This is a genomic window from Hydrogenoanaerobacterium saccharovorans (genome assembly GCF_016901815.1).
Taxonomy (GTDB): domain Bacteria; phylum Bacillota; class Clostridia; order Oscillospirales; family Ruminococcaceae; genus Avimicrobium; species Avimicrobium caecorum.
Genome location: NZ_JACSNR010000001.1, coordinates 1 through 15,737, shown reverse-complemented (window position 1 = coordinate 15,737; position 15,737 = coordinate 1). Strand labels below are relative to the sequence as shown.

Sequence of the window (15,737 nt, the reverse complement as noted above, 5' to 3'; positions counted from 1 at the left end):
CGCAGGTGGACAAGGCACACGGTTTGCATTATAATGGAATCGTGTGAAAAGTCCACAGTGCGGTGGGCTTTTTCTGTTTCGGAAAGGGGGGGCGGAGGCTTGCGCCGTATTGATTTTCTCATCACACCGGCGGAAGACGGCATGAAGGTGGAGCAGTATCTCAAAACCGTGCGGAAGATGTCCAGCCGGGTGATCATCTCGCTCAAGCACCGGCCCGAGGGGCTGCAGCTCAACGGCGAACATATCCGCACCATTGACCGCATCCATGCCGGGGACACCCTTTCGGTAACCATGGAGGACACCCCACCCGACTATCTGGAGAGCGAGATTCGGGTGCCGGTCCTCTATGAGGACGAAGATGTGATGGTCTACAACAAGCCGGTGGATATGCCCTGTCATCAGGCCAAGACCCACCAGCAGGACACCCTGGCGAATGTCTTTGCCCGGGACTGCCGGGAGCGGGGGCTCACCCTGAGCTACCGGTGCATCAACCGTCTGGACCGGAACACCTCCGGCGCCGTGGTGGTGGCAAAGAATGCCCATGCCGCCACAGTGCTGGGCGGGGTAGGCCGGGGCGGCATCCAGGTGCATAAGCGGTACACGGCGCTGCTCACCGGGATTCTGCCCTATGAGCGGGGCATCATCGACGCAGGCATCGCCCGCATTGACGAGGAGACCATCAACCGCATGGTGGACAACGCCGGACAGCCAGCCCGCACCGGTTTTGAGGTGCTGGGCTATGGCTACCGGCATACGCTGGCGGAGTTTTCGCTCTACACCGGACGGACCCATCAGATCCGGGTGCACATGTGGTGGCTGGGCTATCCCCTGGCCGGAGATGACATCTACGGCTGGGATTTTGATCTCATCGGGCGGCACGCCCTGCACTGCGGGCGGATCTGGTTTCCGCACCCGGTCACCGGGGAGCGGATCGAAGTCACTGCCCCGCCGCCGGAGGACTTCCTGGAGGCCATCCGCCGGGCAGGGGTGCGCCCCAAGGCGGAATCGGCCCATTTTATAGAGAAAAAGGTGATCTTGTGAGAGTTTTGTTTCTGGGCGATGTGGTAGGCGCCTATGGCTGCGAGCTGCTGGAAAAGCGGCTCCGTACCCTGAAAAAGCAGTATGCCGCCGATGTGGTGGTGGTAAACGGCGAAAATTCCGCTGAGGGCAACGGCATGCTGCCCTCCAGTGTCCGCCAGATCTACGACAGCGGCGCGGATGTCATCACCGGTGGCAACCACAGCCTGCGCCGCCGGGAGATCTACAAGGTGCTGGACGAGGAGGAAACCCTGCTGCGCCCGGTGAACTTCCATGCCAATGCCCCGGGCAAGGGAGTCTGTGTGCTGGACTTCCTCAGGTACTGCTTTGCGGTGGTGAACCTCCAGGGGCTTGCCTATATGGTGGACCATCACCGGGACCCCTTTGCCGCCATCGATGAGGTGCTGGCTGGCCTGGATACCCCCAATATCCTGGTGGACTTCCATGCCGAAGCCACTGCCGAAAAGCTCTCCATGGGCTTCTATCTGGACGGACGGGTTTCGGCTGTGATCGGCACCCACACCCATGTGCAGACCGCCGACGAACGCATCCTGTCCGGCGGCACCGCCTATCTCACCGATGCCGGTATGTGCGGCAGTTTTGATTCGGTGCTGGGCGTGAAAAAGGAGCTGGCGGTGGAAAAGATGCGCACCCAGCTTCCCACCCGGTTCGAGAATGCCCGGGGACAGGGAATCCTGTGGGGCTGCGTCATCGACATTGACGAAAAGACCGGACGGGCCCGGAGTATTGAACGGGTCGCCGACCGGGTGGAATAAAAGGGGAGAGCCATGAAAAAACGACTTCTGGCAGGGACACTGGCACTCTGTCTGCTGCTGTCCGGCTGCGGCGGGTTCCGGGACGTGTATGAGGATATCTTCGGCGGCGAACCGGCTTCCTCCGGGGAGCCCCAGTCCCAGACCTCACTGCTGCTGCCGGTGGACATTGACGACAGCCTGGGCCCCTATGCCGCCCAGAGCGATATGAATCTGAGCATCACTTCGCTGCTCTTCGACCCGCTCTTTGTCACCGACAATACCTTCACCCCCCAGCCCTGTCTGGCGGAGAGTATCACCCAGGCGGGGACAGGGGAATACCTGGTGACCCTGCGCGGCGATGTGACCTTCTCGGACGGCAGCGCGCTGACTGCGGCGGATGTGGTCTATTCCTTTGAACAGACCGACCTGCAGCAGAAGCGCTACTGGCAGCTGCACACCTCGGTGGAATCGGTGACCGAGGTGGACAGCCGGACCGTCCGGGTGAAAGCCTACCGGTCCGACCGGAACATCGCCGGTCTGCTGGATTTCCCCATTGTGAAGAATGGCTCCGGCACCGATTCACTCATCGGGACCGGACGGTATATCTATCAGGAGCAGTCGGGGCGGCGGTATCTCACCGCCTCGGAAAGCAATCCCGGGGCCTCGGAGAAGATCACCGAGATCGAGCTGGTATCCATGCCGGATGACAGCACCCTTGCCAATGCGCTGCGCAGCGGAGTGATCCACTGCCTGTATACCGACTATGCCGAGGAGGCGGACTATGCCCTGGGCGCCAACAGCTATCTGTTTGAGCTGGGCAATGTGGTCTATATCGGGTACAGCAGCCAGAATGCCCTCACCTCCCAGCGGCAGTTCCGGACCCTGGTTTCGGAGATGGTCAACCGGGACAGCATCGTTTCAGACATCTATTACAACAAGGCCACACCGGCGCTGACCCCCTTCCCGGCGGGATATTATGACCTGCCGGAGCAGGAGCACAGCGACTTGGGGGACGACCGCATCCGCATGGAGCTGGAACTGATGGGCGTGACCCTGGAGGAGAGCGGCTGGCGCAGTTATGAGGACGAGCCGGTGAATCTCTCGGTGCTGGTGAATTCCGAGAACCCCTTCCGGGTGCGGGTGGCGGAAACCGTAGTGCGCTACCTGGGATACTATGGCATCCAGGCCGAGGTGGAAGCGGTGGAATATGAGAGTTATCTGAGCCGGCTGGCTGCGGGGGACTTTGATCTGTTCATTGCCGAGGTCTGTGTCGGGGACAATGTGGACATCAGTCCACTGATCTCCGGCAGTTCGGTGGGCATTTCCGGGGACTGTTCCGATGCCCAGCTGCTGGAACAGTATTATGCATACTGTGCCGGGACGCTGGACTGTGCCGGACTGCTGGAACAGTTCGATACCTATGTGCCGGTGACTCCATTGGTTTACCGGCAGGGAGGAGCGGTGGTCTCCCCGTCGTTCCAGGCAAAAATGACCCCGATTTCGCAGGACATTTTCTATAATATCGACGAATGGCAGTAATTTTATAGTGCGTTTTTGCCAAAGATAAGAGCAAAACGCCGGTTATCTGTGGCTTTTTCCAAAAAAATATGGTATACTATTTTAGCCTATAATGGTAGAGTTATAATTTGTCTTTTGCATAAAGAACAAAAATCAATCAGTCAGGGAGGTAAACGGTATGCTGAAACTCGAAAATCATCTCGGCGTCATCGAGATCTCGGAGGAGTACTTCGCCAATCTGATCGGACATGCGGTATCCGAGTGCTTCGGTGTAGCGGGTATGGTCAGCAGCGGCGCCGTCCAGGGACTTCGCTCTGCCCTCACCAAAGAGGAATTCACCGATAAGGGTGTTTCGGTCAAGGCAGTAAACGGCAGTCTGGTGGTGGATCTGCACATTGCGGTCACCTATGGTCTGAATATTGCCACGACGGTACGCAGCATTGTCGGCAAGGTGCGTTATGTCACCGAGAAGGCTACCGGCCTGCAGGTTGCCAAGGTCAATGTATTTGTGGATGAAATGATCTGACAAACACCGACCGTGTGAATTCTCAGTCAAGGGAGAGTAGATTTGAAGTGATGAAAGGTTCAGTTCTGAGAGATGCTTTTATCTCTGCTGCCAACAACATCTCGAACCATAAGCAGAAAGTAAACGCACTCAATGTATTTCCGGTGCCGGATGGTGATACCGGTACCAATATGTCCATGACCATTTCCGCTGCCAAGCGGGAAGTACAGCTGATGGACTCCAAGGCCACCGTAGCCGAGGTCTCCAAGACCGCAGCCGGCGCGCTGCTCCGGGGCGCCCGCGGCAACTCGGGCGTTATCCTGTCGCTGCTGTTCCGCGGCTTTTCCAAGAGCCTGGTCGGCAAGGCTGAAGCCTCTGCCGCCGATCTGGTGGACGCCATGGACGCCGGTGTCAAGGCTGCGTACAAGGCTGTCATGAAGCCCACCGAGGGTACCATTCTCACCGTGGCCCGTGTGGCCCATGAGGAGGGCGCCAAGGCACTGACTGCCGAGAGCACCGAAACCGGTATCTGGCAAACTATGATCGACGGAGCCAAGAAGGCTCTGGCTGAGACCCCGGAACTGCTGCCGGTACTGAAGAAGGCCGGTGTCGTGGACGCAGGCGGCGCGGGTCTGGTGTATGTCATGGAGGGCATGCAGCAGGTATTCCAGGGCGGCGCCATTGTGGAGCTGCAGGAGGAATCCGGCGAGCAGGCTCCCACCGAGATCCCGGACGAGCGCAATGCAGCCGGTCTTTATGAGGGTGAGATCACCTTCACCTACTGCACTGAGTTCATCGTGCTCAAGGACGCCGAGCGGGCAGACGCCCAGGCTCTGCGCTCCTATCTGGAGAGCATCGGCGACAGCGCTGTGGTAGTGGACGACGATGACATCATCAAGTGCCATGTGCACACCGATAACCCCGGCGATGCCCTGCAGAATGCTCTGCGGCACGGCGCGCTGACCAAGATCAAGATCGAGAATATGCGGGAGCAGCATGCCGACAACCAGAAGGCAGTACGGGAAGCCATGACTGCCGGTTTCCAGTATGCTCCGGTTGATCCGAGCAATGCCTATGGCTTTGTGGCAGTATGTGCCGGTGACGGTGTGGAGCAGCTCTTCAAGGATCTGGGCGTGACCAATGTGGTCAAGGGCGGTCAGACCATGAACCCCTCCACCGATGATATTCTGTCGGCTGTTCATGCCACTCCTGCCAAGACAGTCTTTGTTCTGCCCAATAACAAGAACATCATCATGGCAGCGGAGCAGGCCATCAACCTGGCAGACCGTGAAGTGCGTGTCCTGCCCACCAAGACCATTCCTGAGGGCTTGTCGGCTATGCTGGTATTCGATGAGTCCATCGACGCTGAGGAAAACCAGATGAACATGACCAAGGCTGCTGAAAAGGTAAGCACCGGTCAGGTGACCTTTGCGGCCCGGGACAGCGAGTATGACGGTCACAAGATCAAGGAAGGCGACATTCTTGCCATTGAAAACGGCAAGGTGACCTCGGTGGAGAGCGACATCGTCAAGGCTGCGGTGAAGATCACCAAGAACATGGTCAAGAAGCGCAAGGGTGAGGCCGGCTTCATCACCATCATCTACGGTGAGGACGCCACAGAGGAGCAGGCTACCATGGTGGAACTGGAGATCAAGGAAAAGATCGATCCGGACATCGAAGTTGCCCTGGTCAACGGCGGAACTCCCATCTACTACTTCACCATCTCGGTGGAATAAGCATCCGCTTAACAGAAAAACAAAGAGCTGCCGGTCCGGCAGCTCTTTTTGCGTTTTGCCTAAAATTCTGCTGGGAATTTCTCCTGGGCTGGCCCGGCTGGAAGGACAGTTCCGGCTTTTGCCGGGACAGGCTGCGTGCTATAATGGATTCAAGTGGGCTCTGCGCAGCCCGGAAATGCATGATACGGTCTGCCGGGCAGTACAGAACTGACCGGGCGGTACCGGCCTGAGATAAGGAGAGTGTTACAATGGCAAAACGCAAGGTGATCCTCGATGTGGATACCGGTTCCGATGACGCAATCGCACTGATTGCCGCCATGGCGAACCCGGATTTTGAGGTACTGGGCATTATGGCAGTCAACGGCAACCGTGCCGTTCCCATCACCACCGAAAACAGCCTGCGCATCAGTGAGCTGATGGGCGGTACAGTTCCGGTATTCCAGGGCTGTGCTGTGCCGTGGACTTCCTGTATGCTGGGCTTCCGCCGGCATTATCCCATGTACAGCGCCCCGGAGGAGGCACTCTACAAGAACATCCATGGCACCTACATCGATCAGTGCCCGCCGGCTACCATCAAGGCCCAGCCGAAGAATGCGGTCAGCTGGCTGGTGGACACCCTGATGGAGGCCGAGGACGGTGAAATCACCCTGATCCCGCTGGGACCGCTCACCAACATTGCCCACGCAGTGCGCATCGAACCCCGGATCATTCCCAAGATCAAGGAGATCGTCTACATGGGCGGCGGGTTCCGGGTAGGCAACAAGACTGCCCTGGCAGAGTTCAATGTCTGGCTGGACCCCGAGGCTGCCCAGGCCGTGCTGGACTGCAATATCCCGTTCACCTTTGTGACCCTGGACGCCACCCATTCCGCCTATGTGACCATGGAGGACGCAGCCCGGTTCCGTGCCATCGGCACCCGTCCTGCCGAGGTGGTGGCATCGCTCTGTGAGCAGCGTATCGCCGGCTATGGCGAGTGGCAGAAGGTGGCGGATGTACCGGCTGCCCCGGTGCATGACCCGCTGACCATCGCCTATCTGGTGGACCCCACTGTCATCACCGACATTGAGGACGCTCCCTGCGTAGTGGACTGCGGACGGGGCGCTGCCTATGGCGTGACCCTCTTTGACATCCGCAACGGCCGGGCCGAAGCCAAGGCTCCCAACTGCCGGGTAGCCCTCAAGGCGGATCGGGAGAAGTATGTGGACATCCTCTGCCGTCTGCTGGAGAACACCAAAAAGTAAATCACATAAAAAGCCGCACAGCCCGATGCAGGATGTGCGGCTTTTTGCGTATTGGGGGAGAGGTCAGCAGTTCCAGTTGATCTTGGCGGGGTTCGGCTCATCCGGCACCGAAACGGCACGCAGCTCTTCCAGAGCCTGTTCCAGCTCGGCCCGGGCAAGGTCATCCCATCGGGAGGCGTCCTCGGTGCCGGCCTTGCTGTATGCCGCCGCCGCTGCTCCGTAGAACAGATAGCCCAGGGCGTTGGTGGGAGTCTGGATCACAGCACAGGCTGTGGCAGTTGCCCGGGCCGCCGCCTGCTCCACAGCGCCTTCGGTATCCCGGGCGGCGGCAGAGGCTTCCCGCAGCAGGGGTTTCAGCTCCTTGAGGGAGAGCTGTCCGGTCAGGTGCTTCCGGCAGCCCTCCACAGCCGCCGTCAGGGCCGGGGCTTCCCCGCAGAGGGGCAGATATTCCCGGGCCGCATGATCCACTGCCCAGCGGGAGAGGGTCACAGTACTCTGGGTTTCGATCTGGCGCATCAGGGCTTCGCAGACAGGCCAGTCGATCCCACCAAGGGTCTTGCGCAGTTTCGCCATACAGAAAACCTCCTCGAATTCTCTGCTGGCATTGTAGCACAAAGCGGCCGGGCTCTGCAAGAGAGGGGATATTTTCCAGAGGAGAGTTTTCTTTTTTCAGGAGATGTGGTATCATAAAATGGAATATGACCTTTTAGTATTTGGGAGAATTACTGGAAATGATAGCTTCTCTGGAACAGATCACGAAATATTACGGTGCGGAACTGATTCTTGACCATGTTTCGCTCAAAATAGAAGATCAGGACCGGATCGGCCTGATCGGCGTCAATGGAGCGGGAAAATCCACCCTTCTCAATATCCTCAGCGGCGACCTGGAATTTGAAAGCGGCGAACGGGCCATCACTTCCGGGGTACGCATCGGGTTCCTGCGCCAGAACAGCGGCCTGGACCGCAGCAGTACCATCCTGGCGGAGATGCGCAGTGTCTTTGCGCCGCTCTATGAGATCGAACGGCAGATGGAAGCCATGCGCATCCGTATGCGGCAGTTCCCGGACGACCATACTCTGCTGGAGGAATACAACCGCCTGCATACCGAGTTCGAGGCCGGGGACGGATACCTCATCGATGTGAAGATCAATACCATCCTCAACGGCATGGGCTTTGCGGGACGGGACCGGGAAACGCTGATCTCGGCGCTGTCCGGCGGTGAAAAGACCCGTCTGGCTCTCTGCAAGCTGCTGCTGGAGGAACCGGAACTGCTGATCCTGGATGAGCCCACCAACCATCTGGACTTCAAGACCCTGATCTGGCTGGAGGATTACCTCAAGGGGTACAAGGGCGCACTGCTCATCGTATCCCATGACCGGTACTTCCTGGACAGCCTGGTGACTTCGGTGTGTGAACTGGACCGCACCCGGCTCACCCGTTATCCCGGCAACTATACCAAGTTCACCCAGCTGCGGGAGGAGGCCTATGCCCGGCAGCTCAAGCTCTACGAGCGGCAGCAGGAGGAGATTGCCCGGCTGCAGGAATATGTGGACAAGAATATCGTCCGGGCCACCTCAGCCAAGAGCGCCAAGAGCAAGCGCAAGGCCATTGAGCACATGGAGCTGGTGGAAAAGCCGCTCCCGCCCCAGAAGCGGGCGCATCTCTCCTTCAGCTACGATGTGGAGCCGGTCAAGGAGGTGCTGCATGTCCGGGACCTGGCCCTTTCGGTGGGCGAGGGAAGCGAGCGCCGTCAGCTGTTCAAGGGGCTGCGGCTGGATGTGCTGCGCGGGGAAAAGATCGCCATTATCGGAGAAAACGGCGTGGGCAAGTCCTCACTGCTCAAGGCCATCCAGGGGCTGTTCCCCATTGACGAGGGCAAGGTGGACTGGGGAAAGAATGTCTATCTCTCCTACTATGAGCAGGAGAATACCGGCCTTCACGATGAAAAGACCGCTCTGGATGAGCTGTGGGACCGCTATCCCCGGCTCTATGAGGTGACAGTCCGCACCGTGCTGGGCAATGTACTGCTCACCGGCGAGGATGTCTATAAGAAGGTGGGATCGCTGTCCGGCGGTGAGCGGGCCAAGCTCAAGTTTGCCATTATGATGCTGCGCAAGTCCAATATGCTGATCCTGGACGAGCCCACCAACCATCTGGATCTGGACACCAAGGAGGCACTGGATAAGGCACTGGGCGAGTTCCCGGGCACCATCCTGATGGTTTCCCATGACCGGTATCTGCTGAGCAAGGTGCCCACCAAGATCGCTGAGATGACCCCGGCAGGCATGACCATCTATCAGGGCGGCTATGCGGCCTATGCCCGGGGAGACCGGCCCATTCTCACCCCAGAGCAGCCGGAGCCGGAACCGATTCCCGCTGTGCCCGAGAAGAAGAGCGAGGCCAGCACGACCTATTACCGCGGCAAGAAGCAGCGGGCGGAGGATGCCAAGCGCCGCAAGCGCCTGGACACCCTGGAAAAGGAGATCGCTGCCGATGAGGAGGAGATCCAGCGCCTGACGGAATTCATGGCAGGGGAAGAGGCCGCATCGGACTATGAAAAGCTCACCGAAGCAGCCAACCGCATGGAGGAGCTGCAGCAGGGCCTGACTGCCAAGTATGAGGAATGGTCGGAACTTTCGGAATAGGAAGATTTTACAAGGATTTTGTGGAAATCCGCGGAAATATCCAGTATAATAGCAGTTGTCAAAAATGGAATTGGGAACGGATCGGGGGGATCTGATTCTCAAAGGAGTGAAGAATGTGAAAATTGAATGGAATCGACGCTATACCACCATTGCGGTCTATGCCATTCTGGTATTGGTATTCGGAGTACTGTTCCTCTATGGGGTACAGAACTACCGGGAAGTCAAGGCGTGGTTCAGCGCGGCGCTGGTGACCCTGCGGCCCTTTATTTTCGGCTTTGTGATCGCCTACCTGCTCAATCCCATCTATGTTTTCCTGGATAAGAAGTTCCTGCCCTGGCTGACCAACAACACCATCAATCCGCCCGCCTGCCGGGGATTGGCGATCATCGTCACCTACGCACTGACCGGCGGAGTGCTGTATCTGTTTTCGGCCCTGGTGTTCCCGCAGATCATCATCAGTGTCAGCAGCATCATCGGGAATCTGCGCAGCTATGCCGATTCACTCCAGCAGCTGCTGGATATGATCACCCATCTGGTGACAGTGGACGGCATGCCGCCGGAGATCGTCCATGCCATGGAAATGTCGGTGGAGAATGTCATCAATCAGATCTATGATCTGGTGCTCAACTCGGTTCCCCATGTGCTGGACTATGCCATGAACTTTACCAGCGGCCTGTTCAGCCTGATTATCGGCATCATCATCTCGATTTATATGTTCATGGGCAAGGAACGGTTCCTGGCCCAGTCCCGCAAGGTGATGTATGCCCTCTTCAATGAGGAAAACGCCAAGTTCATGATCGACCTTGCCAGTGAATCCAATGCCATCTTCGGCGGCTTCATCACCGGCAAGATCATCGACTCGCTCATCATCGGAATCCTCTGCTTCATCGGCATGTGGATTCTCAAGATGCCCTATGTGGTGCTGGTGAGCGTCATTGTGGGCGTGACCAATGTCATTCCCTATTTCGGACCGTTCATCGGAGCGATCCCGTCCATCATCATCATTCTCACCGAGAGCCCCCTGCAGGCACTGATCTTTGCCATCTTTGTGCTGCTGCTCCAGCAGTTTGACGGCAATATCCTCGGCCCGATGATCCTGGGCGATACCACTGGACTGTCGGCCTTCTGGGTAATCTTTGCCATCCTGATCTTCGGCAAATTCCTGGGCTTCGCGGGAATGTTCATCGGTGTGCCGGTATTTGCGGTGGTCTATTCGGTCATCAAGAAATTCATTGCCATCAAGCTGCAGAAGAAGGGTCTCCCCAGCGAAACAGCTGCCTACGCGGACGACCCAAGCAAGCTGTAACGGCACAGATACTGTGAGAAAAGGGGGAGCTGTATGGATTACAAAGGAAAAAAGGTTCTGGTTACCGGCGGAGCTTCCGGCATCGGTCGGGAGATCGCCCTGGAATATGCACGGGCCGGCGCACTGGTGATTGTGGCGGACAAGGACTATGAAGGCGACCGCTTTGTCCGGGGCGAACTGCGTCCGATCATGCCTGAGTGCTGTTTTTTCCACTGTGACCTGGCACTCTCCTCCGCCTGTGAAAACCTGATGCAGAGCATCTTCGAACAGTTTGACGACCTGGACATCATCATCAATAACGCCGGTGTGAGCCAGTTCTGCAGCCTGTGGGAGGAAACGGTGGAGCACTGGGACTATGTGCTCAACTCCAATCTCCGGGCCATGTTCCTCATCAGCCGGGAGTATATGATCAACCGGCGCAAGAAGGGCTACAAGGAGCGGTACGGACGCATCGTGAACATCTCCAGCACCCGCAGCCTGATGAGCGAGGAGGGCACCGAGGCCTATACCGCTTCCAAGGGCGGTGTCACTGCGCTGACCCATGCGCTGGCAGTGAGCTTTGCGCCCTATGCGGTGACGGTGAACTCCATCAGCCCGGGCTGGATCTGCTGCGACGGCTATGACCAGCTCAAATACGCCGATCATCGGCAGCACCTGTCCGGCCGGGTGGGAAAGCCGGAGGATGTGGCTTCGGCCTGCTTCTTCCTCACCGATGAGAAGAACGACTTCATCAACGGGCAGGATCTGGTAGTGGACGGCGGCATGACCAAGAAAATGATCTATCTGGACTGATATGCAGCGGCCTGCGGAACGGGAAGACCTGGTTTCCGCAGGCCGCTTTTTTGTGAATTTTGTGTACAGACTGTAAAAGAAAGACAGCCAAATTGGCAGATATTGCAGGAACTGCCGAAGTATGGTATAGTGTATTCCAAGGCAGCCTTTCCGGAGGGGAGGGGCTGTACCCTGCCGGAAGCTGTATAATCTCTGTGAAGTCCGGCAACACTTCGTTTGAAAAGCAGGGAATTTTTCCCGCTGAAAGGATCAAATGATATGAACAAGAATAAGATACGCAATCTGATCTACCTGGTGTTCACCGTCCTGGTGGTGCTCAATGTGCTGGTGAACGCACCCAACCTCAACCCCATGTACTTTGAAGGGGCTGTTTTCTGGTGCTTCCTCATCACTGTGTATCTGGGTGTCTATGCGGTGTTCCGTTACGGGGAGATCATTCCCATCAGCTATGGCGGCATTCGCCGGTATTCGGTGGAGTTCACCGGCGGCACCCCCAAAAAGCTCTTTACTGTGATCGCTGTGCCGTGGGTGCTGCTGATCCTGGTTTCGCTGCTGTCGTCGCCGATTTTTGGCTCCAAGGCCTATCGGGACCAGCTGGGTGACCCGGAAGTGCGCACCTTCTCCAGCGACATCCAGGTCATGGATCAGAACCAGCTTCCCATTGTGGATAAGGCGCTGGCAGCCAACCTGGCGGATAAGAAGCTGGGCGAGCGTCCTTCGCTGGGCAGCCAGGTGTATCTGGGCGAGCCCACCAAGCAGCTGGTCAACGGCAAGCTGGTGTGGGTTGCGCCGCTGCATCACTCGGGCCTGTTCAAGTGGTTCACCAATATGAGCGGTACACCCGGCTATGTGGTGGTTTCCGCCACCAATACCAACGATGTGGAGTATGTGGAGGACTACAAGATCAAGTACCAGCCCAACTCCTATCTGCTGGACGACCTGCAGCGTCATCTGCGTCTGAACGGCGCCCTGTTTGACGGCATCACCGACTATTCCTTCGAGCTGGACGAGAGCGGTCAGCCCTACTGGATCGCCACTTCCTACAAGAATACCCGGGGCTTTGCCCTGCCGGAGGCCAAGGGCATCTATGCAGTGAATGCCTCCACCGGCGATGTACAGTACTACTCCATCGATGAGGTGCCGGACTGGGTGGACCGTGTTCAGCCGGAGGACTTCATTGTCAACCAGATCAACAACAAGGGCGAATATGTCCATGGTATCTTCAACTTCTCGGATAAGGACAAGTATCGTACTTCCGAGGGTGAGGCCATCATCTACAACAATGGCGACTGCTATCTGTTCACCGGTCTGACCAGTATCGGTCAGGACGAGAGTGCCATTGGCTTCATGATGGTGGATATGGTCACCAAGGAGCCGATCCTCTACCAGATGAACGGCGCTACGGAAAAGTCGGCCCAGCAGTCGGCCCAAGGCAAGGTGCAGTACCAGGGCTATAAGGCGGACTTCCCGATTATTCTCAATGTGGACGGCATTCCCACCTACTTCATGCCGCTCAAGGACTCCGCCGGCCTGATCAAGCAGTATGCCTTTGTATCGGTAACCAATTACTCCAGCGTTGGCGTGGGTGAGACGGTGCAGGATGCTCTGCGGGATTACTCCAATGTACTCTCCCAGAGCGGCAGCAGCTCCATCGGCAGCGCAACCGGGGAACTGGTATCCGCAGAGGGCAATGTGCTGCGTATCTCCTCGCATGTGGAGGAGGGCATCACAGTCTACTCCATCCTGCTGGACAGCGACCAGAACCGCATCTTTACCGCATCGGCCTCGCTGAGTGCCGAGCTACCCATCACAGCCGCCGGAGACCGGGTCCGGGTGGAATACCGGGAGAACGGCAGCTATGTGAACGGCCTGGAGAGCTTTGATAACCTGGCCTTTACCCAGGGGGAAGCCGCAGCTCCGACAGAGCCGGAATCCACTGAGGTACCGGCAGAAGAACCGGCTGAGGTACCGGCAGAGGAAACCGCGCCCTCCGAGCCGGAAACACCGGCAGCAGAGGAACCGGCAGCCTGAGGGGTGTCATAGGAAATCATTTCAAAGGGGCAGTTTGCCTGGTCCGGAAAGCCGGATTGGGTAAACTGCCCTTTTTCCATAGGCTGGAACGGGAGATTTTCTCAAAGCGGATGGTAGTAAATCCCGGTGGATTTGTGCTATACTGATAAGTGACAAATGTCTCGACAGGCTTTTTACTTTTTTGGAGGTGTGCATTATGGAACTTGCTCGTCAGAAGCAGGCCAGAATCTTTGCCGCACAGATCCGGATCGAAACCCTCAAGGCCCTGGGTCATCTGGGCTTTGGTCATCTGGGTGGATCGCTGTCCATTGCGGATCTGTTGGCAGTACTCTATTCCGGGGAGATGAAGGTAGACCCCGCCAATCCCAACTGGGAGGACCGGGATTTCCTCGTCTGCTCCAAGGGCCACGCCGGTCCGGCGATTTATGCCACACTGGCACTCCGGGGCTTCTTCCCCAAGGAGGAGCTGCTGACCATCAACCAGGGCGGTACTCATCTGCCCAGCCACTGTGACCACAATCTGACCCCCGGTATTGATATGACCACCGGTTCGCTGGGTCAGGGTTCGTCGCTGGCAGTGGGTGTAGCCATGGGCAAGCGGATCAGCGGCAAGGACAATACCACCTACCTGATCCTCGGCGATGGCGAGATCCAGGAGGGACAGGTCTGGGAAGCCGCATCGCTGGCAGCCCAGCAGAAGCTCTCCAACCTGATCGCTTTTGTGGACTGGAACAAGAAGCAGCTGGATGGCTATATCTCGGACATCAATGACTTCTCCAACATTGCGGAGCGGTTCGCAGCCTTTGGCTGGGATGCCGTAACCGTGGACGGACATGATGTGGCAGCCATTGCGGACGCCATTGAGAATGCCAAGCGTCTGGATGACGGTCGTCCTCACTGCATCGTACTGGATACCATCAAGGGCAAGGGCTGCAGCTTTGTATCCGATGCAGACAGCAATCATCATGTAACCATCAGTGCGGACCAGCTGGCAGCAGGACTTGCCGAGCTGGAGGAAGAACTTGCAAAGGCGGTGGCTGAATAATGGCAGTGGTACTTGCAAACAAGCATGAAAAAGAAGCCGTGGAAATGCGTGCGGCACTGTGTGAAACCCTGATGCAGCTGGCAGAAATCCGGGAGGATATTGTCTACCTGGATGCGGACCTGTTCGGTTCCAGCGGCATGAAGAAGTTCGCCAAGGCCTATCCCGACCGTGCCTTTGATGTGGGCATTGCCGAGGCCAATATGATCGGTGTGGCAGCAGGTATGTCCGCCACTGGCAAGACTCCCTTTGTTCACTCCTTTGGTCCCTTCGCCACCCGCCGCTGCTTCGACCAGCTCTTCCTGTCGGTGGCCTATGGACGCAATACCGTCAATGTCATCGGTTCCGACCCCGGCATTACCGCTCTCTACAACGGCGGTACCCACATGCCTTTTGAGGATGTGGGCATTATGCGCAATATTCCCACCGCAATCATTGTGGAGCCCACTGACACCACGATGCTGCGCAGTGTAGTCCGGGATCTCTCGGAAAAGCGCGGCCTGCACTACATCCGCCTGAAGCGCAAGACTGCCATCAAGGTCTACGAGGAAGGCACCACCTTTACCATCGGCAAGGGCATCACCATCCGGGAGGGAAGCGATGTCACCCTGATTGCCGCCGGCATTATGGTCAGCGAGGCACTGGCTGCCGCTGAACAGCTGGCTGTGGAAGGCATTTCCGCCCGTGTGATCGATATGTTCACACTGAAGCCCATTGACGCGGAACTCATCAAGCTGGCTGCCGCTGAGACCGGCGCCATCGTCACCTGCGAGAACCACAGCGTGATCAATGGCCTGGGCAGTGCCGTAGCCGAAGTGCTGGTACAGAATACCCCCGTTCCCATGGAGATGGTGGGTGTGCGGGACGAGTTCGGCGAGGTGGGCGACGAGGCTTACCTCAAGGAGCGGTTTGGCCTGACAGCTGCCAACATTGTGGCAAAGGCCAAGGCAGTTCTGGCACGGAAAAAGTAAAAAGCAATCCTGATACAGGAAAAGGCAGAGGAGTGATCCTCTGCCTTTTTGTTGTGTAAAGAAAACCACGCGATAGTCGCGTGGTTCAAAAGAGCTTAAGCGGTGAAAAAGATAAAAAAACTCCTAATGTGTTAAAGTAAAAGTGTGACCTGCCAGT

General features: G+C 57.5%; 13 protein-coding genes. 12 read left to right on the top strand and 1 reads right to left on the bottom strand.

The annotated features are described in order from the left end of the window. The first annotated feature begins 99 nt into the window (after window positions 1-99). The 6 genes from H9X81_RS00065 (at window position 100) to H9X81_RS00040 (ending at window position 6,793) form a co-directional block, all read left to right on the top strand. Complete coding sequence (locus H9X81_RS00065) at window positions 100-1,041, top strand: RluA family pseudouridine synthase (RefSeq protein ID WP_204719146.1); 942 nt, start codon at window positions 100-102, stop codon at window positions 1,039-1,041. Continuing rightward, a complete protein-coding gene (locus tag H9X81_RS00060; protein WP_204719145.1) occupies window positions 1,038-1,814 on the top strand; it encodes a TIGR00282 family metallophosphoesterase in 777 nt (258 codons plus the stop codon). The genes H9X81_RS00065 and H9X81_RS00060 overlap by 4 nt, the downstream gene beginning before the upstream one ends. Before the next feature lie 12 nt (window positions 1,815-1,826). Continuing rightward, window positions 1,827-3,332 carry an ABC transporter substrate-binding protein gene (locus tag H9X81_RS00055; protein ID WP_204719144.1) on the top strand — a complete coding sequence of 502 codons (1,506 nt, stop codon included), beginning with the start codon at window positions 1,827-1,829 and terminating at the stop codon, window positions 3,330-3,332. Between the two features lie 157 nt (window positions 3,333-3,489). Beyond that, window positions 3,490-3,837: an Asp23/Gls24 family envelope stress response protein gene (locus tag H9X81_RS00050; protein WP_177504306.1), complete on the top strand. Its 348-nt coding sequence runs from the start codon at window positions 3,490-3,492 to the stop codon at window positions 3,835-3,837. Window positions 3,838-3,884: 47 nt separating this feature from the next. Further along, window positions 3,885-5,552, top strand: a complete 1,668-nt coding sequence (locus H9X81_RS00045; RefSeq protein WP_177504308.1) for a DAK2 domain-containing protein — start codon at window positions 3,885-3,887, stop codon at window positions 5,550-5,552. Between the two features lie 248 nt (window positions 5,553-5,800). Beyond that, on the top strand, window positions 5,801-6,793 hold the full coding sequence (locus tag H9X81_RS00040; protein WP_191391818.1) for a nucleoside hydrolase: 993 nt from the start codon (window positions 5,801-5,803) through the stop codon (window positions 6,791-6,793). A gap of 63 nt (window positions 6,794-6,856) precedes the next feature. Here the strand turns inward: H9X81_RS00040 and H9X81_RS00035 are convergent, their stop codons facing one another. Then, on the bottom strand, window positions 6,857-7,366 hold the full coding sequence (locus tag H9X81_RS00035; RefSeq protein ID WP_177502295.1) for a putative immunity protein: 510 nt from the start codon (window positions 7,364-7,366) through the stop codon (window positions 6,857-6,859). A 158-nt stretch (window positions 7,367-7,524) separates the two neighbouring features. On the opposite strand from H9X81_RS00035, the gene H9X81_RS00030 reads away from it, so the two are divergent. The 6 genes from H9X81_RS00030 to H9X81_RS00005 all read left to right on the top strand — a co-directional run bounded on the left by H9X81_RS00030 (window position 7,525) and on the right by H9X81_RS00005 (window position 15,580). Beyond that, entirely contained in the window at window positions 7,525-9,438 is a 1,914-nt protein-coding gene (locus tag H9X81_RS00030) for an ABC-F family ATP-binding cassette domain-containing protein (protein WP_204719143.1), read from the top strand. Between the two features lie 115 nt (window positions 9,439-9,553). After that, a complete protein-coding gene (locus H9X81_RS00025; protein ID WP_177502297.1) occupies window positions 9,554-10,744 on the top strand; it encodes an AI-2E family transporter in 1,191 nt (396 codons plus the stop codon). A gap of 33 nt (window positions 10,745-10,777) precedes the next feature. Next, on the top strand, window positions 10,778-11,536 hold the full coding sequence (locus H9X81_RS00020) for an SDR family NAD(P)-dependent oxidoreductase (RefSeq protein WP_191391821.1): 759 nt from the start codon (window positions 10,778-10,780) through the stop codon (window positions 11,534-11,536). A gap of 258 nt (window positions 11,537-11,794) precedes the next feature. Beyond that, window positions 11,795-13,567 carry a hypothetical protein gene (locus H9X81_RS00015; RefSeq protein ID WP_204719142.1) on the top strand — a complete coding sequence of 591 codons (1,773 nt, stop codon included), beginning with the start codon at window positions 11,795-11,797 and terminating at the stop codon, window positions 13,565-13,567. 196 nt (window positions 13,568-13,763) lie between these two features. After that, window positions 13,764-14,612 carry a transketolase gene (locus tag H9X81_RS00010; protein ID WP_177502300.1) on the top strand — a complete coding sequence of 283 codons (849 nt, stop codon included), beginning with the start codon at window positions 13,764-13,766 and terminating at the stop codon, window positions 14,610-14,612. Beyond that, entirely contained in the window at window positions 14,612-15,580 is a 969-nt protein-coding gene (locus tag H9X81_RS00005; RefSeq protein ID WP_204719141.1) for a transketolase family protein, read from the top strand. The genes H9X81_RS00010 and H9X81_RS00005 overlap by 1 nt, the downstream gene beginning before the upstream one ends. Window positions 15,581-15,737 lie beyond the last annotated feature (157 nt).